The organism is Marinobacterium halophilum, from assembly GCF_003014615.1.
GTDB lineage: Bacteria > Pseudomonadota > Gammaproteobacteria > Pseudomonadales > Balneatricaceae > Marinobacterium > Marinobacterium halophilum.
This window is the reverse complement of record NZ_PYGI01000017.1, coordinates 1-21984: the sequence shown is the minus strand read 5'-3', so window position 1 is coordinate 21984 and position 21984 is coordinate 1. Positions and strand designations below refer to the sequence as shown.

Annotated in this window: 19 protein-coding genes and 4 tRNA genes; 12 read left to right on the top strand and 11 right to left on the bottom strand. The window is 57.6% G+C overall.

Annotated features, from left to right (window positions below):
• The first annotated feature begins 1 nt into the window (after window position 1).
• From CLV44_RS12220 to CLV44_RS12180, 9 genes are all read left to right on the top strand, one after another.
• Complete coding sequence (locus tag CLV44_RS12220) at window positions 2–1378, top strand: class II fumarate hydratase (protein ID WP_106592399.1); 1377 nt, start codon at window positions 2–4, stop codon at window positions 1376–1378.
• Window positions 1379–1453: 75 nt separating this feature from the next.
• Window positions 1454–2650, top strand: coding sequence for a succinyldiaminopimelate transaminase (gene dapC / locus CLV44_RS12215; RefSeq protein ID WP_106592398.1), 1197 nt, complete (start codon window positions 1454–1456; stop codon window positions 2648–2650).
• Window positions 2651–2660: 10 nt separating this feature from the next.
• Window positions 2661–3011, top strand: a complete 351-nt coding sequence (locus CLV44_RS12210) for an ArsC family reductase (RefSeq protein WP_106592397.1) — start codon at window positions 2661–2663, stop codon at window positions 3009–3011.
• 54 nt (window positions 3012–3065) lie between these two features.
• The gene (gene dapD, locus CLV44_RS12205) at window positions 3066–4097 is read left to right on the top strand and encodes a 2,3,4,5-tetrahydropyridine-2,6-dicarboxylate N-succinyltransferase (RefSeq protein WP_106592396.1); all 1032 of its coding nucleotides are present in this window, start codon (window positions 3066–3068) and stop codon (window positions 4095–4097) included.
• 80 nt (window positions 4098–4177) lie between these two features.
• On the top strand, window positions 4178–5323 hold the full coding sequence (gene dapE / locus CLV44_RS12200; protein WP_106592395.1) for a succinyl-diaminopimelate desuccinylase: 1146 nt from the start codon (window positions 4178–4180) through the stop codon (window positions 5321–5323).
• The gene (locus CLV44_RS12195) at window positions 5320–6168 is read left to right on the top strand and encodes a putative RNA methyltransferase (protein WP_106592394.1); all 849 of its coding nucleotides are present in this window, start codon (window positions 5320–5322) and stop codon (window positions 6166–6168) included. Before dapE ends, CLV44_RS12195 begins: the two co-directional genes overlap by 4 nt.
• 2 nt (window positions 6169–6170) lie before the next feature.
• Entirely contained in the window at window positions 6171–6467 is a 297-nt protein-coding gene (locus CLV44_RS12190; RefSeq protein ID WP_106592393.1) for a hypothetical protein, read from the top strand.
• Entirely contained in the window at window positions 6436–6825 is a 390-nt protein-coding gene (locus tag CLV44_RS12185; protein ID WP_106592392.1) for a hypothetical protein, read from the top strand. Before CLV44_RS12190 ends, CLV44_RS12185 begins: the two co-directional genes overlap by 32 nt.
• A gap of 12 nt (window positions 6826–6837) precedes the next feature.
• Window positions 6838–7812, top strand: a complete 975-nt coding sequence (locus CLV44_RS12180; RefSeq protein ID WP_106592391.1) for a zinc transporter ZntB — start codon at window positions 6838–6840, stop codon at window positions 7810–7812.
• Here CLV44_RS12180 and CLV44_RS12175 read toward each other — a convergent pair.
• Both CLV44_RS12175 and CLV44_RS12170 read right to left on the bottom strand, forming a co-directional pair.
• Window positions 7780–8694 carry a DMT family transporter gene (locus CLV44_RS12175; protein WP_106592390.1) on the bottom strand — a complete coding sequence of 305 codons (915 nt, stop codon included), beginning with the start codon at window positions 8692–8694 and terminating at the stop codon, window positions 7780–7782. The genes CLV44_RS12180 and CLV44_RS12175 overlap by 33 nt on opposite strands.
• Before the next feature lie 59 nt (window positions 8695–8753).
• Window positions 8754–9179, bottom strand: a complete 426-nt coding sequence (locus tag CLV44_RS12170) for a hypothetical protein (RefSeq protein WP_106592389.1) — start codon at window positions 9177–9179, stop codon at window positions 8754–8756.
• Between the two features lie 80 nt (window positions 9180–9259).
• Between CLV44_RS12170 and greB the strand changes: the two genes are divergently transcribed.
• Window positions 9260–9760, top strand: coding sequence for a transcription elongation factor GreB (greB, locus tag CLV44_RS12165; protein ID WP_106592388.1), 501 nt, complete (start codon window positions 9260–9262; stop codon window positions 9758–9760).
• A gap of 27 nt (window positions 9761–9787) precedes the next feature.
• Here the strand turns inward: greB and CLV44_RS12160 are convergent, their stop codons facing one another.
• From CLV44_RS12160 to CLV44_RS12120, 9 genes are all read right to left on the bottom strand, one after another.
• Window positions 9788–12022 carry a putative bifunctional diguanylate cyclase/phosphodiesterase gene (locus CLV44_RS12160; protein ID WP_106592387.1) on the bottom strand — a complete coding sequence of 745 codons (2235 nt, stop codon included), beginning with the start codon at window positions 12020–12022 and terminating at the stop codon, window positions 9788–9790.
• Between the two features lie 237 nt (window positions 12023–12259).
• Window positions 12260–12335 (bottom strand) — tRNA-Lys (locus CLV44_RS12155).
• A 15-nt stretch (window positions 12336–12350) separates the two neighbouring features.
• Window positions 12351–12426 (bottom strand) — tRNA-Lys (locus tag CLV44_RS12150).
• Window positions 12427–12473: 47 nt separating this feature from the next.
• Window positions 12474–12549 (bottom strand) — tRNA-Asn (locus CLV44_RS12145).
• 26 nt (window positions 12550–12575) lie between these two features.
• Window positions 12576–12663 (bottom strand) — tRNA-Ser (locus CLV44_RS12140).
• Between the two features lie 84 nt (window positions 12664–12747).
• Window positions 12748–15531 carry an EAL domain-containing protein gene (locus tag CLV44_RS12135; protein WP_170069338.1) on the bottom strand — a complete coding sequence of 928 codons (2784 nt, stop codon included), beginning with the start codon at window positions 15529–15531 and terminating at the stop codon, window positions 12748–12750.
• A gap of 5 nt (window positions 15532–15536) precedes the next feature.
• Window positions 15537–16496, bottom strand: coding sequence for an ABC transporter substrate-binding protein (locus CLV44_RS12130; protein WP_170069337.1), 960 nt, complete (start codon window positions 16494–16496; stop codon window positions 15537–15539).
• 466 nt (window positions 16497–16962) lie between these two features.
• Window positions 16963–17448 (bottom strand): C40 family peptidase, encoded by a 486-nt coding sequence (locus CLV44_RS12125; protein WP_106592467.1) that lies wholly within the window; start codon window positions 17446–17448, stop codon window positions 16963–16965.
• A 146-nt stretch (window positions 17449–17594) separates the two neighbouring features.
• Window positions 17595–18335, bottom strand: coding sequence for a glutathione peroxidase (locus CLV44_RS12120; RefSeq protein ID WP_106592384.1), 741 nt, complete (start codon window positions 18333–18335; stop codon window positions 17595–17597).
• A 319-nt stretch (window positions 18336–18654) separates the two neighbouring features.
• Here CLV44_RS12120 and CLV44_RS12115 point away from each other — a divergent pair, with 319 nt between their 5' ends.
• The gene (locus CLV44_RS12115; RefSeq protein WP_245912683.1) at window positions 18655–19998 is read left to right on the top strand and encodes a DEAD/DEAH box helicase; all 1344 of its coding nucleotides are present in this window, start codon (window positions 18655–18657) and stop codon (window positions 19996–19998) included.
• A gap of 317 nt (window positions 19999–20315) precedes the next feature.
• Window positions 20316–21833 (top strand): succinyl-CoA:acetate CoA-transferase ScpC, encoded by a 1518-nt coding sequence (scpC, locus tag CLV44_RS12110; protein ID WP_106592383.1) that lies wholly within the window; start codon window positions 20316–20318, stop codon window positions 21831–21833.
• The last annotated feature ends 151 nt before the right edge of the window (window positions 21834–21984 follow it).

Below are 21984 nucleotides of genomic sequence, written 5' to 3'. Positions count from 1 at the left end.
TATGACTCGGAATACCCGTACAGAACATGACAGCCTCGGCAGCGTTGAAGTCCCTGTCGACGCACTTTATGGCGCACAAACCCAGCGCGCTGTGGATAACTTTCAGATCAGTGACCTGCACCTTCCCGATCACTTCATTACCTCGCTGGCCCAGATCAAAGTGGCCTGTGCGCGCACCAATGCCGAGTTGGGATTACTGGACAAGGAAGACGCCGACGCCATTGTTGCCGCCGCCGACCGCATTATCGCCGGAGAATGTGCCGACCAGTTCCCGGTCGACCTGTTCCAGACCGGCTCGGGCACCAGCACCAACATGAACATGAACGAGGTACTTTCAGCACTGGTCAAGCGTGACAGCGGACGCGAGCTGCACCCGAACGATCACATCAACATGAGCCAGAGCTCCAACGACGTGATCCCCACCTGTATCCATGTCAGCGCCCTGCTGCTGCTGGACAATCAGCTGCTGCCTGCGCTGCGCCATCTGATCGGCGTGCTGACGCGCAAGCGTTCGGCGGTCTCCCATATCGTCAAGACCGGGCGCACCCACCTGATGGATGCCATGCCGATTCGCATGGATCAGGAGATTTCCGGCTGGTTGCAGCAGGCACAGGATTGCGTGACACGTCTGGAAAACGTGCGTCCGCGTCTGGTTCAGGTCGCTCAGGGCGGGACTGCCGTCGGCACCGGCATCAATGCACCCAAGACCTTTTCACGCCTGTTCTGCCGCCACCTGAGCGTGCGCACGGCGCTGACCCTGCAACCGGCGCAGAACCATTTCGCCCTGCAATCGTCTCAGGATACGGCCGTCGAGCTGTCCGGCCAGCTGAAAACCTGCGCCACCATGCTGATGAAAATCGCCAACGACCTGCGCTGGATGAACTCCGGCCCCTTGGCCGGACTCGGGGAGATCGCTCTGCCCACGCTGCAACCCGGCTCTTCCATCATGCCCGGCAAAGTTAATCCGGTGATTCCTGAAGCGGTGATGATGGCGGCAGCGCAGGTTTGTGGCAACGACACCAGCATCACTCTGTGCGCCCAGCATGGCAATTTCCAGCTCAACACCATGCTGCCACTGATCGCCTATAATTTATTACAGAGTGAAATGCTGGTGACTAACGCCGCCCGCGCCTTGGCCGAGAAGGCGATCAGCGGCTTCACCGTGAACAAGTCACACATTGAAGCCACACTGGCGCGTAACCCGGTGCTGGTAACCGCGCTGAACCGGGTGCTCGGTTATGAACAGGCGGCCAAGCTGGCCAAACAGGCTTATGCTGAAGGTCGGCCCATCATTGATGTAGTGGTGGAACACACCGACCTGGAGCGGGAGGAAGTCGAGCAGCTGCTCAACCCACGGCATCTCACTGGCGCCGAATAGGTGCCATCCGCTATACTTTCGCCCCTGAATGTGGCCGAAAACCCTGCACTTTGCAGGGTCTGACAGGAAAAGCGCATGAACCTCGATCTCGACAGACTCCAGCCCTATCCGTTTGAAAAGCTGGCCGTACTCAAGGCCGGTGTCCAGCCGCCGAGCAGCCTTGAGCATATTTCGCTCGGCATCGGTGAACCCAAGCATCCGGCACCGCCCTTCGTGACCGAAGTGCTGGCGGATAACCTGAATTGCCTGTCGAACTACCCGACCACCAAGGGCCTGCCGGAACTGCGCCAGGCGATATCCAGCTGGTGCGAGCGCCGCTTCGAGCTGAAACCAGGCAGTATGGACCCTGAACGCAACGTGTTGCCGGTAAATGGCACCCGTGAAGCGATCTTTGCCTTTACCCAGGCCGCCATCGAACGCAAGGACGATGCCCTGGTCGTATCACCCAACCCCTTCTACCAGATCTATGAAGGCGCGGCCTATCTGGCCGGAGCCGAACCGCACTATCTGAACTGCCTGGCCGAGAACGGGTTTATCCCCGACTATGACGCCGTGCCGGATGAAATCTGGCAGCGCACTCAACTGCTGTTCGTGTGTTCGCCGGGCAACCCGACCGGTGCGGTGCACAGCATCGATACGCTGAAAAAGCTGATCGCGCTGGCTGACAAACACGACTTCATTGTCTGCTCCGACGAATGCTATTCCGAGCTGTACCCGGACGAAGCCAACAAGCCGGCCGGTCTGCTGCAGGCCTGTGCCGAACTGGGCCGTGACGATTTCGCCCGCTGCATCGTGTTCCACAGTCTGTCCAAACGCTCCAACCTGCCGGGCATGCGTTCAGGCTTCATCGCCGGTGATGCAAGCCTGCTGGGGCCGTTCCTGTTGTACCGTACCTATCACGGCTGCTCGATGCCGATCCAGCATCAGCTGGCATCGATCGCGGCCTGGAACGACGAAGCGCACGTATTGGAAAATCGCAGCCAGTACCGCCACAAGTTCGACGCTGTGCTGCGTGTACTGCGGCCGGTGATGGAAGTGAAGCAGTCCGATGCCAGCTTCTACCTCTGGGCCCCGACGCCGATCGCCGATGACGAATTTGCCAAGGGCCTGTTCGAACAGCAGAACCTGACCGTACTGCCGGGCAGCTACCTGTCCCGTGAAGTGGACGGTGTCGTGCCGGGTGCCGGCTACATACGCATGGCGCTGGTGGCCAGCGTATCCGAGTGTGTCGAAGCGGCTGAACGTATTCGCCGCTATATTGAATCGCTGTAAGGGGCTGGCTGTGACCACCATCTACGGAATCAGCAATTGCGATACCGTGCGCAAGGCGCGCAAATGGCTGGAAGCCGAAGCGATCGCGTTCGACTTCCATGATTTTCGCAAACAGGGCCTGAGTGCCGAACAGGTGGCACGCTGGTGTGCCGCCGCCGGGCTGGACAAGGTATTGAACAAGCGCGGTACCACCTGGCGTCAGCTGCCGGATGCGGTCAAGGCCACTACCGACACCGCCACCCTGCAGGCATTACTGGTGGAACAACCGACGCTGATCAAGCGTCCGGTGCTGGAGCTGGACGACGGCCGCATCGAAATCGGATTCAAGGCGGAGCAGTACGCCGCCCTCTTCGGGCAATAAGCACCGAAGCCAACGAACACAACTTTTTGCAAGCATTGAACAACGGAGTAAACAATGGCGAATTTCGCACTGGGTCTGGGTATTGGTACAAAATCGTCCGCCGGCGACTGGCTGGAGGTGTACTACAACGCCCCGCTGCTGAACGCGGACGACGCTCTGATCGCTGCCGTGGCTGATAAGGTCGGTTACGCAGGTGGCAACCAGACTATCGAACTGAACGCCACCCAGCTGAAGGCTCTGGAAGCGGCTTTCCTGTCCGTCGACGCCGAAGATCAGGCCGAAGTGGTCGAGATTCTGGAAGGTACTCGCCAGCCGCTGGTATTGTGCATTCTGGAAACCGACGCCGCCCCGCAGACCACTGCCGAGGTCTATCTGAAACTGTCGCTGCTGTCACACCGTCTGGTCAAGCCGCACGGCATCGACTTGAGCGGCATGTTCCCGCTGCTGCCGAACGTGGCCTGGACCAGCGAAGGTGCCGTGGCACTGGAAGACCTGCCGCGCCGTCAGCTGTCCGCTCGCGCTCAGGGCCGCGTACTGGATGTTCAGTCGGTGGACAAGTTCCCGAAAATGACCAACTACGCGGTACCGGCCGGTATCCGTGTCGGCGATGCATCGCGCATCCGTCTGGGCGCACACGTGGGTGAAGGCACCACCGTGATGCACGAAGGCTTCATCAACTTCAACGCCGGTACTCTGGGCGTCAGCATGGTCGAAGGCCGTATCTCTGCCGGTGTGGTTGTGGGCAATGGCTCCGACATCGGCGGTGGCGCATCCACCATGGGCACCCTGTCCGGTGGCAACAACGTGGTCATCTCCGTGGGCGAAAACTGCCTGCTGGGCGCCAATGCCGGTCTGGGTCTGCCGCTGGGCGACCGCTGCACCATCGAAGCCGGTCTGTATGTCACCGGCGGTTCCAAGGTCACCTTGCTGGACGACCAGAACAACGAAGTGGGCGTCATCAAGGCCGGCGAACTGGCCGGCAAGCCGGATCTGCTGTTCCGTCGCAACTCCCAGAACGGCCGCATCGAGGTGAAAACCAACCAGAGCGCGATCGAACTGAACGCCGAGCTGCACAAGCACAACTAAGCGGTTACGGTACGCTCTCCCCGCCCCGCACGCCGTCCCGGCCTGCGGGGTTTTATCCTTATGCAACACAGGACCCCCGCATGACACAACTTTCGCCGACACTTGAACTGGCCAAGGATCTGATCAGCCGCCCTTCGGTAACGCCGGAAGACGCGGGCTGTCAGGAGCTGATGATCAGCCGCCTTGAAGCCCTGGGCTTCAAGATCGAGCGCCTGCAATTTGAAGAGGTGAGCAATTTCTGGGCCCGTCGTGGCGATAGCGGTCCACTGTTCTGCTTTGCCGGCCACACCGATGTCGTGCCGACCGGCCCGGTGGACAAGTGGCAGTTCCCGCCGTTCGAGCCCGTGATCGAAGAGGGTTATCTGTGCGGTCGCGGCGCAGCCGACATGAAAGGCAGCCTCGCCGCATTTATCACCGCGGTTGAACGCTTCGTCGAGCATCATCCGGATCATGCAGGCTCCATCGCCCTGCTGATCACCAGTGACGAAGAAGGCCCCTTCGTCAACGGTACCACCCGCGTCATCGACCATCTGGAAGCGCGCAACGAGAAGATCGACTGGTGCATCGTCGGCGAACCGTCCAGCACCGACAAGGTTGGTGACATCATCAAGAACGGCCGTCGCGGCTCCATCAGTGGCACCTTGAAGGTACGGGGCATTCAAGGGCATGTCGCCTATCCGCACCTGGTGCGCAACCCGATCCACGAAGCGGCACCGGCGCTGGCCGAGCTGTCGACCACGCTTTGGGATGAAGGCAACGAATTTTTCCCGCCCACCAGTTTCCAGATCTCCAACATCCATGCCGGTACCGGCGCCACCAACGTGGTACCGGGTGAAGTGGAAGTCGCCTTCAACTTCCGCTTTTCCACTGAAGTGACCGCTGACGAACTCAAGGTGCGCGTACGCGAGATTCTGGACAGACACAATCTGGAGTGGGACATCGACTGGGTGCTGTCCGGCAACCCCTTCCTGACTCCGGCAGGCAGCCTGGTCGACGCCAGCCGCGCCGCCATCAAGACCGTGATGGGGTATGACACCGAACTGTCCACCTCTGGCGGTACCTCGGACGGCCGCTTCATCGCGCCCACCGGTGCGCAGGTCGTGGAGCTGGGCCCGTGCAATGCCACCATCCACAAGATCAACGAGCGCGTACGCGCCCGCGATCTGGATGACCTGTCGGCACTGTATGAAAACATTCTGGCCCGCCTGTTGGTCACGTCCGCATGAGCGAGGCCGCTCTGATCTGTCCGGTCTGCAACGAACCGCTGCAGGCTGTGGATAACCGCCTCCAGTGCGACCGCAACCACAGTTTCGACCGTGCCAAACAGGGGTACTGGAACCTGCTGCTGGCACAGAAGAAACGCAGCAAGGCACCGGGCGATAACGCCGAGATGGTACAGGCGCGCCAGCGTTTTCTTGATGCGGGGCACTATACCCCCCTGGCCGAGGCCATCATTACCCTGTTGCAGGCTCACCAGCCGGACCCGACCACAGCCCGCGTGCTCGACATCGGCTGCGGTGAAGGCTGGTATACCGACCGCCTGCAGCAACAGCTGGGCGCACAGGTTACCGGGCTGGATATCTCCAAGGAAGCCGTCAAGGCGGCCTGTCGACGCAACAGGGCCGTGCAATGGCTGGTAGCCACCGGTGCCGACATACCGCTGGCAGCGGACTCGGTTGATGCCGCGACACTGGTGTTCAGCCGGCTGATGCCCGCCCCTACGGCCAAGGTACTCAAGCCCGGTGGCCTGCTGCTGGTGGTCTACCCCGGCCCCGGTCACCTGCGTGCCCTGCGCGGCCTGATCTATCAGCAGGTGCGTGACAGTTCCGGCTTTGACCCCGCAAGTCAGCTGGGCGACCTGTTCGAGGTCGTAGAGGAACAGTCACTGGCATTCGACTTCAACCTCGACAGCACCGCCGCAATTCAGGATCTGCTGGCGATGACGCCACACGGCCAACGCCTGAACGCTGACGCCCGCACTCGCATTGCCGCCTGTGGACAACTGCATGAACAGGCCGATTTCCGTCTGGCCCTATTCCGCAAACCACTCAGCCAGCCGCCGCAGCATTAACCGTGCGCCTGGATAGACTCAAAACACGCCTCCGCGAGCGTGCGCAGGACCCCAGAGGCAACCTGCGCCTGCTGCTCAGCGGGGCCTTTCTGTTCTTCACCGGGCTGGGCAGCATCATGCTGGCACAGCACGCACTGCCCGCGGGCCTCAAAGCCGAGTTTCTCGCACTTGCCGGCTTGATCCTGCTGGGGCTGGGCAGCATACTCGCTCTATTCGGCTACCTTAGCCTGAGCCTTTTACGTATCTGGCATTTTCTGGACGATGACGATGAGCAACGAAACCCGCCACCCCGACATTGAGATCTACATCAAGAACCGGTCACTGGATCAGATTCTGGACTGGTTGCGGACGCGTTGCGACGCGCTGAAACCACAGAACAGTACCGGTAACACCTACGCCCTGATGGCCACCATGAACGGCGCACGCGTACCGATCATGATCCATGAAAAAGCCGCCGGCAAGGCCTGGACCAGTCTCTGGTTCCGCTCTGACGCCACCCCCTGGATACGCGATCTGGATTGTGCCGAGGAGATCTCCAACGCACTCAAGACCCAGGTTCGCTGCATCGTTTCAGGCTGGCAGGATGGCGATGACCCCGACGAATGGTGGCGCATCGAACACGGCGAAACCGAAAAAATCACCTGGCGTACCGAGTAGGAGTCATCCACGATGGCTATCGAGTTTAACCCGCTGCACGCATTGCTGCTGGATGGCCAGGGTGGCTCACGCCCACTGACCCCCGCCGAAGTAAACGCCTGGAGCCCGGATCAGGGCACCCTTTGGCTACACATGGACTACACCGAGGCCGGTACCCGTGAATGGCTGGAACAGCACAGCGATCTGCCGGAACTGGCGATCGAATCCCTGCTGGCGGAGAATACCCGCCCCCGCGTTGCCCTGCTCGGCGAACACCTGTTGATGGCCCTGCGCGGCGTCAATACCAATCCCGGTGCCGACCCGGAAGACATGGTATCGATCCGCCTGTGTGTTTCAGCCACCCGCATCATCTCGACCCGCAAGCGCCGCCTGATGTCGGTCAGTCGCCTGCTGGAGGAATTGGATAAGGGTATGGGGCCGAGCAACAGCGCCGAGCTGATTGTTCAACTGAACGACCGACTGGTGGAGCGTATGGGCACCACGGTGGAAAATCTGGATGATAGCTTGTCGGATCTGGAGCTGGACCTGCTGAGCCAGCCCAGCGGCGAAATGCGTCAGGCCGTGCGCAGCTTGCGCCGCCAGAGCATCAGCCTGCGCCGCTACTACGCGCCCCAACGCGACGCCTTCAACCAGCTGCAGAATGAACGCTTGAGCTGGCTGACCACCGAGGTCAAACTGGCCCTGCGTGAAGTCAGCGACCGCCTGCTGCGCCATATCGAAGATCTCGACATGCTGCGCGAACGGGCCGCCATGGCGCAGGAAGAGCTGACCAGCCAGCAGGGCGAGCAACTCAACCAGCGCATGTACGTGTTGTCGATCATCTCGGCGATCTTCCTGCCGCTGGGCTTCCTGACCGGTCTGCTTGGCATCAATGTCGGCGGCATCCCCGGTGCCGACAACGACAACGCCTTCCTGCTGTTCCTCGTCAGCCTGAGCCTGATGGTGGGTGGACTGTTATGGCTGTTCCGCCGCTGGCGCTGGCTCTGAACGCCGTCCCCGCTGCTGTATGACCACCGCTGCCACGATCAGCGCCAGACCGACAAATGTCGCTGGCGCGATCGGTTCATGCAGAAACAGGTAGATAAACACCAATGACAAAAACGGCGACAGAAATATCAGGTTGGCGATCCGGCTGACATGGGTTGCCGCCCGCATTGCACCCAGCCAGAGCATGAACGTCAGTCCCATTTCAAACACGCCCACATAGGCCGCGCCCAGCAGCCCCTGCCAGGGTGGCAACATCCACTCGCCCTGCCAGATCATTAACCCCCACACCAGCGGCGTACCGCACAGAAAGCACAGCAGCAGCGTCACCGCCGGACTGCCTTCGGCACGGGTATTGAGAATCCAGTACAGCGCCCAGATCAGCGTACTGAACAAGGCCAGACCAACACCGGGCAAGCTGTCGAACTCCAGTGCCAGCAGATCGCCACGGGTCGCAATCACCAATGCACCGCTATACCCCAGCAGCATTGCCAGCAGATCTACCCGTTGCAGACTCTGCTTCAATAATGGCACCGCCAGCAGCGCCAGCGTCAACGCCCAGGTATAGTTCAGCGCCTGCGCCTGCTGCGCGGGCAACAGATCATAGGCGCGGAACAGCACCAGATAATAAAACGCCGGATTCAGCACCCCCAATGCCAGATAATACAGCGGCCGCTGACACCACTGCCGTTTCAACTCGCCCCAGCCCTGCTGCCAGCTGACACCTACCGCCAGCACCAGCGTGGAAAACACCCCGGCCCAGCCCAGCAACTGTAACGGGCTCATATGCTGCAACGACAATTTGAATGCAGTGGCCACCGTTGACCACAGCAATACAGCCCCCAGCGCTAACAGAACCGCTCTGGATTGAGATTTTTCAGACATGACAGCCCTCAAGGCAGGATCGGGAAAAACGCCTAGGAGAGCATATTTGACGGCTACTGTCAGGACTCGACGCTAATACTCTGCCGCGCCGTGGTAATGCGGTCGACCAGATCACTGGCGGCATAGAGCGCAACCTGCTCAAAACGGTCCGATGCCAGCGCCTGGGCTCTGGGGGTGCGTGCCTGTACATCCAGACGACTGACCATGAACGCATAGTCACCCGGGATGGGATCGTTGATCGAATGGTTGAGTCGATCCACCACTTCCGGGGTGTGCAGCTGCACCGGATCAGGATAAGGTGCTGTGTTATCAGGCAGGGCAAAACCCTCTCCCGAAAGCGGCTGCGGCTGGGGGCGGTAGATTTCCTGGTTGGAGGCGATCAGGCTGAGCAGGAACGCGAATTGGGCACCATTGGGCGACTGCACTGCCTGTGGCAGTGAGGCCGTGTATGTCTCAATCCGGTTTTGTATGGCATCAGTCTGCATGTGACCTCCAGTGGAACTGGTATTATCGGCAACCGACTGTAATCCTTTACGTTTTATTTGAAGCTGGAGGCAGGGAAATCATGGGACGCTGGCGACCGCCACAACCGAAAAGCTCGCCCTATATCACCGGGGAAGGCTATGACCGGCTCAATGAAGAGCTGAAGTACCTGTGGAAGGTAAAACGTCCTGAAGTCACTCAGGCCGTCAAGGAAGCGGCTGCCCAGGGCGACCGCTCGGAAAACGCTGAATACATCTACGGCAAGAAACAGCTGCGCGAGATCGACCGTCGCGTTCGCTATCTGGCCAAGCGCCTGGAACACATCAAGGTGGTCGACCGTACCCCCGACGATACCAGCAGGGTGTTTTTCGGGGCCTGGGTGACGCTGGCCGACGAAGAGGACAACGAACGTCGCTATCGCATTGTCGGCGGCGATGAAATCGACCCGACCAGGGGCTACATCAGCATCGATGCTCCATTGGCACGCCAACTGCTGAAAAAGCAGGTGGGTGATGATGTCACCATTGAGCGGACTGAACAGGACGAACTGTGGCTGGAGATCGTGGCGATCGAGTACCGCTAGCCGACACACATCAACCCGACTCCGGCGTCATCCTCGCGGATGCTCCGGTAGCGCCAGCAACGCGGTCATGGGCACTGGACGGGAGAACAGGAACCCCTGCAACAGGTCACATTCTCGCTGTAACAGATCCTCGCGCTGCGCCTCGGTTTCTATGCCTTCAGCCACGACTTGCAGCCCCAGATGATGCGCCATGGTAATAATCCCCTGGACGATGGCCGCATGCCCCCGACTGGTAGTGATATCACAGATGAAGCTGCGATCCAGCTTGATCTTGTTAACCGGCAGTTGGCGCAAGTAGCTGAGGCTGGAGAACCCGGTCCCGAAATCATCAATGGCCACCCCCACGCCCATGTCACGGATACGGTGCAACAACTCGATGGATGATTCCGTTCCCGACATCAGCACGTTTTCGGTCACCTCCAGCACCAGTTGCTCGGGAGGAAGCCCGCTCGCCTGTAGAATCGCCTTCAGTTCGTCGAAAAAGCCGCTGCGTCGGAACTGAACCGGAGAGATGTTGACCGATACGGGAATACAGCGCCCCGTGGTGCGGCGCAGGTCGGCCATATCCTGGCATGCCTGCTGTAATACGTAACGACCGATGGCAATAATCTGCCCGGTGCGCTCCGCTACCGGAATGAACTCCGCAGGCGATACCATGCCCCGCTGCGGATGCAGCCAGCGCACCAGTGCCTCAGCGGCCACAAAGCGGCCAGTGTCGGTCGTCACGATCGGCTGGTAATGCAGCACCAGCTGCTGCTGGTTGATCGCGTCAGCCAACTCGCGGCGCAGGCGCAGCGGCTCCATGCTTCCCGCCTTCACTTCCGTGCTGTAACAATACCAGGTGTTGCACCCCTGAGCCTTGGCCTGCTGCATCGCCTGGTCCGCCTGACTCACCAGGTCCAAGGCGCGACCGCTGAGCGCTGATCCGCTCATGGCCATACCGATACTGGCACTGATGTGCAGACTATTGCCACCGATTTCAAACGGGGGTGACAGTGCTGCGAGTATCGATTCAGCCACATCCGCCACTTCGGCTGCAGTATTCCGGCCCGACAACAATACAAACTCATCGCCGCTCATGCGCGTGAGCATATCGCCCGGCTCCAGCTGCTCGCGTATGCGTTTGGCCACCTCAATCAAAAGCTGGTCGCCCACGGCATGCCCCAGCACTTCATTGACCGGTTTGAAGTCATCCAGATCGATATACAGCAGTGCCAGCGGGTGATGGCGGCCCTGTTGCGACAAGGCATAATCATGATTGAGCCGCTGCTCAAACGACTTCCAGTTGGGTAACCCGGTTAGCCGGTCGTAGCGAGCCTGATAGGCCAGCAGTTCCTCACTTTCACGCTGTAGGGTGATGTCCTGCTGAACGCCAACAAAATGGGTACATGCGCCCTGCTCGTCGAACAACGGGCTGACCGATATCTGACTCCAGAACGGCGTGCCATCCTTGCGATAGTTCTTCAACACCTGTGTGACTTCACGATGCTGACGGATCGCGCTGCGAAGCTGTGCCAAAGCCTGAGGGTCAGTATCCACCCCCTGCAAAAAACGGCAGTTACGTCCCAACACTTCATCACGAGAATATCCGCTGATCTGCATAAAGGCCGGACTGGCATAGATCAGCGGCTGGTCGTCAGCCAAGGCGTCGGCTATCACCACTCCGTTGGGGCTGGCTTCAATACCGCGCTTGAGCAAACGCAGCTCTGCTTCGGTCTGCTCGCGGGTCTGGCGTTCACGATAATGGCCAATCGCCAGCGCAACCAGACCTGCAGCACGCAGGGCCAGTTCGATCTCTTCGTCGACAGGTGTTCTGACATGAGAATAATAGGTCGCAAACGTACCCAAAAGGTCATCATCAGGCCCCATAATCGGGCAGGACCAGCACGCTCGCAGGCCTTCCTGCTCGGCAAGGTGGTAGAAACCTTGCCAATTGGAGTCCGCCTGGATATCAGCGGTGATGCGCATCTGCCGAGTGTGGGCAACGACGCCACAGGTTCCCACCTCCGGCCCAACAGGCAGGTCCGTCACCGCTTCACGATAGGCATCGCTGAAACGACCTTCTCCCCCGGTCAGACTCAGGGTATGGCGAGCAGCGTCATAGAGCATGATCGATACCCGTGCGCCGTCCAATTGCCGCTCGATCAAGGCCGCGATCGCACCCAGTGAATCCTGCAAAGGCGCATGACGGGCAATCAGGTCATAAACGTGTAAACGGTGTTGATTGAACGGCTTGTGACCCACGCTTGGCACTCTCTGCATGATTAAGTGCTATAGGCTACCAGTTCAAGCTCCATCAGCACATACACATATATGAAGATAGAAGCGTTACCCACCCGATACAGCAAGGTATCTGCTAACGACAGCGCAGTATGATGAACAAACAGAAGTAGCACAGAGCCAAGACGATATGCTGAGAGTCAGCATATATTTTCAGCAAAGGACAAGACCGATATCAGTGAGTAAGCAGATCTGAGATAAATAGGGGAAGACCGGAAGTGGTGGGTCGTATAGGACTTGAACCTATGACCAATTGGTTAAAAGCCAACTGCTCTACCAACTGAGCTAACGACCCTCCGGTTGCGAAGAGTGGTGGGTCGTATAGGACTTGAACCTATGACCAATTGGTTAAAAGCCAACTGCTCTACCAACTGAGCTAACGACCCGCTCTAAGCGTGCGACCAAGCCAGACAGGCTAGGTCTTTCTCTGGATTGGCTCCTCGAGCTGGACTCGAACCAGCGACCAATAGATTAACAGTCTACTGCTCTACCAACTGAGCTATCGAGGAATAATCCAAATCATCCTTTTTTAAAGTGGCGGAGGGACAGGGATTCGAACCCTGGGAGCCTCTCGACTCGTCGGTTTTCAAGACCGGTGCTTTCGACCACTCAGCCATCCCTCCGCAAAGGATGGGCGCAGATATTACCGTCTAAAAAAATTCTGTCAAGCACATCACCTAAAAAAATCACATAACATGCCGAATTGGTTACATTTTTACCTGTTGTAAACCCAATTCGGACAATGGACGGGGAGCCGAGAACAAATACCCCTGCAGTTCATCACAACCTCGCGCCTGAAGAAAATCTGCCTGCGCTCGCGTTTCAACCCCTTCAGCGACCACCTGTAGTCCGAGTGAATGGGCCAGCACGATAATTGTCTCGACAATGACTCGGTCATCGGCATCAGTTTCAATGTCCCTGACAAACGAACGATCAATCTTGAGATAATCGATCGGCAGGCGCTTCAAATACTCCAGTGAAGAGTAACCGGTACCGAAATCATCAATGGCGACCTCTACGCCCAGCGCCTGCATCTCTTCCAACTGATGCGCAGTGGCGTTGAAATCTTCCACCAGGGCACTTTCTGTCACCTCAATGCAGAACTGCTCGGGCAGCAGGTGATGCTGTTCGATCGTGGTCCGCAACATCTCGGCCCAGTTGCCGGTCTGGAACTGACGCGGCGACAGATTAATGCTGATCTGCTTGCCACTCAGCACCTCGCTGGACAGGTCCCGTACAACTTGGCGCAGCAGCCAGTCGGTGATCTGGTCAAGCGCATCGGTGCTTTCGGCCACCGGGATGAATTCCGCCGGTGAGACCGCCCCTAGCTCTCCACTGTGCCAGCGCAACAGAGCCTCGTAACCAACCACAACAGCCGTATCCGGGGTGACTCGGGGCTGGTACACCACACTGATTTCATCACGTACCAGCGCCTGGCCAAGCCCGGCCTTGATCTTCATGATACGTTGGTTGCGCGCATTGATCTGCGGGTCGAAGAACGCATAGCGACCACGCCCCTGCTCTTTGGCAAAGTACATCGCCGCATCCGCATGCCCCAGCAGGGTATCCCGATCGATACCGTCACGCGGGTAGCTGACCACACCAATACTACAGCCGATCTGTACATCCTGCTCATCGATACGGAACGGACGGTGCAGTTGCTTCACCAGCTTTTCAGCAACCACCGCCAGGTCAGCATCCTGTTTCAGCTGCGGCAGCAATACAGTGAATTCATCCCCGCCCAGACGGAACGCATGATCGGTTTCCCGCAAGCTGTGGCGCAAGCGTTCGGCAACCTGACACAACAAGCGGTCACCGGCAGCATGACCAAAACGGTCATTCACCTCCTTGAACAGGTCAAGATCGATGAACAGCAACCCAAAGGATTCCGCATACCGTTCGCCACGACACAGGGCATCATTCACCATGCGCATGAACTCAGTGCGGTTGTAGAGGCCGGTCAAGGTGTCGTGATAGGCCAGTTGGTACAGGTCACGCTCGGACTGTTTTTCTTCGGTGATATCCTGAAAAATACCGATATAGCCATCCAGCTTACCGTGGCGATCGATAATCGTACTGATCGACAGACGCACCGGGTACAGGCTGCCATTGGCACGCCGATTTACCAGCTCGCCGTTCCATTTGCCGCGGGTAGCCACCGCCTCCCACATGCGCTGGTAAAAGGATGCGTCCTGGCGACCGGATTTTTGTTGCGCGGGCGACTGGCCAATCAGCGCGGAACGGCCATAACCGGTCATCTCGACCAGTGACGGGTTAACGTCAACGATGCGATTGTCGGCATCGGTAATCATGATACCTTCCGTGGTGTGCTCGAAAATACGCTGTGCGATCCGTGCCAGACTCTCGTTGCGCTCCTGTTCGGTCACGTCGGTCGCTACCGTGCAGATGGCATAGACCTGACCCGCTTCATCCACCAACGGAAACTTCACCATGAACCAGTTATGCATCTCGTCCTGCACCGGAAAGCTGATCTGAAACTGGCGCGCCTCGACTTCGTCCAGCACCTCACGATCACGGGCGGCTATCTGGCTGGCATAAGGTTCCGGCATCACGTCAAACACCGTGGTGCCAGCTTCACTGGGTTCTCCCAGTACTTGAATAAAACGCTCATTGACCAGACGATAGTGTCCATCCGGGTCTTTGATATAGACCATTGAGGGAATAAAGCGAAGAATGTTCTCCATCTGCTGATTGGCCTTCAACAGCTGGTAGCGATTCTGTTCAAGGCGTTCGGCCATCTGATCGAGAATGCGACCGATCTGGCTCAACTCGTCACGCCCCTCCAGCCCGGTCCGGCAACTCAGATCATCGGCAGCCAACCCGCGTACGGTTCGGGTAATCTGGCCAAGGCGTCTGCTGACGGCGCGCTCGACCAGCAGCCAGGCCAATGCTGCAAGCACGATTACAATAATGCCGACCCAAAGAAACAACTGGTCCAGACGGTGAAATACCTGACTCAGTGTACGGTCGACGTTAACCTCAACCATGACCATGCCTTGCCGCTCCCGAAACCCGCTGCCCGGGTCCCGGTACAGGAAAGGGGCGGCACCGTAGATGGTATTCTCGCCGTCATGCTGATGATGGTAGGCCGGTGCCCACCCGTGCCTGATCTCTTCGATCAAAGAGCGTTCGTAATGTAACGGTAACTCCGTCAGCGGCCGACCGACATAGGCCAGCCGACTGGACGCGATCACCTTCCCCCCGGCATCCACCACCAGCAGGTGCTTGACCTCTCGGTGGGCGCTGGTGGCGGCGATTTCACGCCGCACGCCTTCCAGATCACCTTTGCTGAGCAGGTATTCTGTTGTCCCCTGCAACCGGTTCAGGGTCGAACGCAGACTCGACTCCATGTTCTGGTACAACAGCTCGCCCACATATGGTTTGATCACGGCAAACGCGAGTAGCAGTATCAAGACTGCAAACATCAGGATGGTTGCCGGTATCAGGCGGCGCAACGGGAATGCACTCATCAAGGTCATGCGTCAGGGTAACGGCTGTACACCAGCCCCTCCAGGTCAGGTAGGGTGTCGATCAGCTTGTGCGCGTGCATGCTTGCAGCCAATGCCTCAGCCTGGCGCCTCAACGCCGAGGGTGAACCACGCATCATGTCGGCACTGCGTGCTGCATTTGGCATTTCCAGCAGCGACTGGCTCTGCAGCACCTCGGCAGGCGTCAACTTCAGCCGTTTTGACATCTGTGCGGCCGCAGCATCAGGGTGCTCACGTATCCACACAAGGCTTTGCTGCCAAGCGGTAATAAGGTGCTGAATTTGATGATGATGACTGTCCAGCAAGCCCTCACGCATCACCAGCACATCCACAATCTCGCCCGGAATCATTGAGGAATCAAACAAGCTGACAGCACCAGCCTCCAGCAACTGCTGACTCACCGGCTCGAAGGTCACTACGGCATCCACCGTGCCCCGCAGAAAGGCATCCCGATGCTCATTGACCTCAAGGTGAACCACGTCTATTTCATCCAGTGACAGCTGATGCAGACTCAGGGCACGGGACAGCATGTAGGCCCCCAGAGCCGTTGCTTCAACGCCCACGCGCTGTCCTCGGAGATCACTCACTGTCCGCATCCCTTCACGTCCGAGAATCACATCGGCCCCCCTTGATATATCCGCCACCTGAATAATCACCGGCTTCAACCCCGAATGGCGCAAACTGATGACTTCATCGAGGGTCAGTGCAGCGGCATCAATGGCACCGTTACGGAAGGCACGCATCACCTCGCTGGCAGAAAGCAGTTCGACCAGCGCAACTTCGTCTTCCGCCAACAAGCTTTGTGCACGACCCACGTACAGGGGTTCATAACCCGACCAGAGATTGGTGCCCAGCTTGATCGGCGGCGTCGGTGCCGACAAACACCCGGTAATCAGCAAGAGCGAGAGCACACTAGGCAGCCACAGCAGGCAACGCTGAATTTTCACGGGCAAGCACCCTCCATGTTGTAACGTCACATTTTATCCTATCTGCACCAAGCGACGGGACTGCCCAGATCAATACATCCCGTCGACAACCGGCACAATCCTGTCTATCCATGAGGCCCCTGCCATGCACATCAGGATTCAGTACACACTTTTACCCACAGCGGTAACAACTCAACCCAACTGTTGAAAACACGAATATTTTTGCTCACATAATCTGTGTACAACCCACAGGATAAGTTTTGGACATCCCTAAAAAATCATACATAACACTTTGTTTTTAAATGATTTTAAAAAAGCGTTCATTTCTTGATCGACCGGGTGATAGTTTTTGACAATCGCTCTTTGTCAAGCCTGTGCGACTGGTTATTTATTAACCAAAAGATGCCCATGAACAAATAATCAAGAAGATTCATGCACATTAACATGTCATTTGTGCAAGACCCGACCTTCCCGTTATCCACCCTGTTTATAAGTCGGTTTTTACGGCCAGCGGCATCCGTCTGGCCATCCACCAGGCATCCTGCCAATAGGGGTTATCCAGACGTGAAATCATTACACCACGCTGACTGGATGCATGCATGAACTCCCCTCCTCCCAAATAGATGCCAGCGTGACGCTGCTTCCAGCCGGTCTTGAAGAACACCAGATCAGCCGGTTGCAGATGCTCACGGGCAACCGAAACGCCAAGACCGGATTGCTGGGCCGTAGTACGGGGCAACTGCTGCCCATCCAGTCGCCAATAGACCTGCTTGATAAACCCGGAACAGTCCACTCCCTGACGGCTTTCGCCACCAAATCGATAAGGCGTACCCGCCCACTCGGCATACACCAGCAGCAAACGGTTACGCACAGGGTCATCAATATGAGAGACAGAGTCAAAACGGGCAGGAGTACCGGCACAACCGGCCAGCAACAGACATAGTAGTATTGATACGGTAATACGCCGGGTCATCGGAGCGCCATCCTCTTTGCTCAACAGTGACAACATCACAGCAACAGCTGATTGTTCACAATGTAACAGAGACTCACGCCCTCTGCCGCTGGACATTGGGACAAAAAAAACCGGAGCCAGGCTCCGGTTACATTCCCTTCAAGATATCAGGCCTGCGTCGCGAGCCAGGCTTCCAGCTCATCCGCCGTCCCGATCAGTTCGCCATCCACGAACACCTGTGGTGTTGTCCCCCGTCCGCTCAACGCATTGAGGCTGGAGAAGCTGATGCCGTGCGTACCCAGTTCGATCGTCTCGAACTTCATGCCACGATCATTCAATGCCTTCTTGGCACGGGTACAGTGTGAGCACCCCGGCTTGCTGATCATGGTGATTCGATGCGGACACTTGGCCTGCGGGTTGATGTAGTTGAGCATGGTGTCGGCATCGGACACTTCAAAGGGGTCGCCCGGCTTGTTCGGCTCGATGAACATCTTGTCGATGACGCCGTCCTTTACCAGCATCGAGTAACGCCAGCTGCGCTTGCCAAAGCCCAACTCGTGCTTGTCCACCAGCATCTCCATGCCATCGGTGAACTCGCCATTACCATCCGGCAACATGTAGATGTTCTCGGCATGCAGGTCTTCGGCCCAGGCACCCATTACGAACGGGTCGTTCACCGATAGACAGATAATGTTATCCACACCATTGGCTTTCAATACCGGTGCCAGCTCGTTGTAGCGCGGCAAGTGGGTACTGGAACAGGTCGGCGTAAACGCCCCCGGCAATGAAAAAAGTACAACCGTCTTGCCCTTGAACAGATCATCCGTGGTGACATCGACCCAGTTGTTGTTCACACGAGTATGAAAGGTAACATCCGGAACTCGTTTTCCTTCGCGGTTGCTCAGCATCTGAAACTCTCCTGTTGTTCGATTGATGGGTACAGAATGCCCGACTGATGATTATTAGTAAAATCAACTAAATAAAACAAAGCGATAGCTAAAAACTATATAAAGCATTACCAGACAGCACCACGGATACAGCTCTTTCAATCCCCAAAAAAAGCATACACAGCATTTGTGGACAACCCCATGAACAGAGCGGGGGCAATCGGGCCAAAGCGCCCGCATTCAAGGCGTGAATATCAACGCTCATTTTTTAACCTTGCGCAGCCAGACAACCGCTTTTCTGCTAGCATGGGCATAACTGATTTCAATCGAGTGAGATTACGTGTTTGCTGACCTGATGCTTCATGACCGCCTGCTCAAGGCGATCGATACCCTTGGCTTTACCAAACCCACAGACGTCCAGCTGGCCGCGCTGCCGCCGGCCCTTGAAGGCAAGGACCTGATGGTAGGTGCCGAGACGGGCAGCGGTAAAACGCTGGCCTTTGTCATACCGATGTTGCAACACTTTTTGGACAACCCCTCTCCCAATACCGGGACTCGCGGTCTGATCCTGACGCCAACCCGCGAACTGGCCGAACAGGTCTGTCAGTCGGTCAAAGATCTGGCGGCGTTTACCCGCATCACCACCATGACCGTGTGTGGCGGTACCAGCTTCAAGGAACAGGCGGCCGAGATCCGCAAGAACCCGGAAATTCTGGTCGCCACGCCCGGCCGCCTGGTAGAACACCTGGAACGCGAAACCATGGACTTCGCGGACCTGGAGTTCCTGGTACTGGACGAAGCCGACCGCATGCTCGACATGGGCTTCCGTGATGAAGTCATGGCCGTTGCCGAGATCTGCCGCAAGGAGCGTCAGTCCATGCTGTTCTCGGCCACACTGAGTCACCGTGGCGTGCGCGCACTGCTGCCGGAAATTCTGAACGAACCGCAGGAGTTGATGCTCAACACCCATCAGAGCGGTCAGGAAAACATCCACCAGCAAATCATTCTGGCGGATGACGACAAGCATAAGGAACGTCTGGTCGAATGGCTGCTGGCCAACGAGCAATTCGACAAGGTCATCATCTTTAGCAACACGCGCCTCAAGGCACAGTGGCTGGCCAAAAGTCTGCAACGCCAGAACCGCCGCTCCGGCGTGCTGCATGGCGACATGAGCCAGGATGAACGCAAGCATGTCATGAACCTGATGCGCGAAGGCAAGATCAATATTCTGGTTGCCACCGATGTCGCGGCCCGCGGCCTTGATATTCAGGGACTGGATATGGTGATCAACTTCGACATGGCTCGCAGCGGTGACGAGCACCTGCACCGGGTCGGTCGTACCGGCCGTCAGGACAACAAGGGTCTGGCCGTCAGCTTGATCGACCACAGCGAATGGAACCTGATGTCGAGCATCGAGCGTTACCTGAAACTGAGTTTCGAGCGCCGCCGGCTGAAAGGTGTGGAAGGCAGCTACAAGGGGCCGAAGAAAATCAAGGCCTCCGGCAAGGCTGCCGGCACCAAGAAACGCAAGACTGATGGCAAGGGTGACCGGAAAGCCGCAAAACCGGCCGACAAGCAGCGCCAGCGTAACGTCAAGCAGGCAGGCAAGCGCCCAAGCAATAAACCGTCACTGGGCGATGGCTCAATGCCGATGATGAAGAAAAAGAAACCCGCAACCGATTAAGGCTAACGCTGCACCAGCCACCTCGACAAGACGGGCCGTATCGGCCCGTTTTTTTATGCGCTGCTGTCTGCCATCGAATCAGGGTGTTTCGATGCTTCAGCAGAAAAGAGGTTGCGCATAGTGCAACTTAGTTTCCATTAAACTGCAACAATGTCTACAATATTTTGCCAATCCTAGACTAAAGAACTACTATCCTGCCCCTGCCACCACTTAAAACCCGCGAAATCGCTGATAGAATGGCACACCTTCACTCTTGTGCAGAAAACAGACATCAGTCTGAACCACAAGATTGTCAACAATATGACATGAGATTTGATATGTCTGATACTTCAAGAATCCTCTGTCCGGTCCTCAGCAAACGTCTGATGAGTGCCGAAGAAGCCGCCGAAATGATTCCGGCGGGTGCCAAGGTTGGCATGAGTGGCTTTACCGGTGCCGGGTATCCAAAAGCCGTACCAGGTGCTCTGGCCGAACGTATTCGCTATTTGAATGCGCAGCCGAATGCCAAGCCATTCCGTATCAGTGTCTGGACGGGTGCCTCTACTGCGCCGGAACTGGATGGCGTGCTGGCTGAAGTCGATGGCATCGAAATGCGCCTGCCATTCCAGAGCGACCCCATCTGCCGCAGCCGCATCAATAACGGCACCATGGATTATGTCGATTACCACCTTTCCGAGGTGTCCCAGTATGCCTGGTCCGGCTTCCTCGGCAAGATGGATATCGCCCTGATCGAAGTGGCCGGGATTCGCGAAGATGGCAGCCTGATTCCGTCATCCTCCATTGGTAACAACAAGACCTGGATCGAGCAGGCCGACAAGATCATTATCGAGGTCAACTCCAAGCAGAACGCCAAGCTGGAGGGGATGCACGACATCTACTACGGCACCGCACTGCCGCCGAACCGCAAGCCGATCATGCTGACCGATCCGGCTGACCGCATCGGCGAACAGTACCTGGCGTGCCCGCCGGAAAAAGTGATCGCCGTGGTGGAAACCGCTGCAGCCGACCGTAACTCGCCGTTCAAGCCGAGTGACGATGTTTCCAAGAAGATCGCGGGCCATATTCTCGATTTCTTCAACAAGGAGATCGAGCTGGGTCGTCTGCCGAAAGAGCTGCTGCCGATCCAGTCCGGTGTGGGCAACATCCCCAACGCCGTACTCGAAGGCCTGGATTCCGGCCCTTACAAGGGTCTGACCGCCTTCACCGAGGTTATCCAGGACGGCATGCTGAAAATGCTCAAGTCCGGCACCCTGAAAGTGGCGTCCGCGACCGCCTTTTCGCTGAGTCCGGCTGGCATTGAAGAGTTCGACGAGAATATCGATTTCTACCGCGACAAGATCATTCTGCGCCAGCAGGACATCTCCAACCACCCGGAGCTGGCCCGTCGTCTGGGCGTAATTGCGATGAATGGTCTGATCGAATGTGACCTGTACGGTAACGTCAACTCGACCCACATCATGGGTACCCGGATGATGAACGGCATTGGCGGTTCCGGCGACTTCGCCCGTAACGGCTATCTGTCGATCTTCGTGTCGCCATCAACGGCCAAAGATGGTGCCATCTCCTCGATTGTGCCGATGGTCTCCCATGTCGACCACACCGAGCACGACGTCAAGATCATCGTCACCGAACAGGGGCTGGCAGATCTGCGTGGCCTGTCACCGCGCCAGCGGGCCCATGAAATCATCAACAACTGTGCGCACCCGGATTTCCGTCCGGCGCTGATCGACTACTACGAGCGCGCGCTGCACTCCGGTCGCGGCATGCACACACCGCATCTGCTCGAAGAAGCGCTGAGCTGGCATCAGCGTTACGAAGAAACCGGGCAGATGTAACCTGTTTTAGACCTCATGCTCTAAGCCCTTGGGCGCCCTCTGGGCGCCTTTTTTTTGGCTATGTCTGAGTAAACTGTTGAAGATCTGCCATTCTTAAAGTATTAGCCATAAGCTTTAAGGGTGGCCGCTATGAAAAACGCCCCATTTCAGC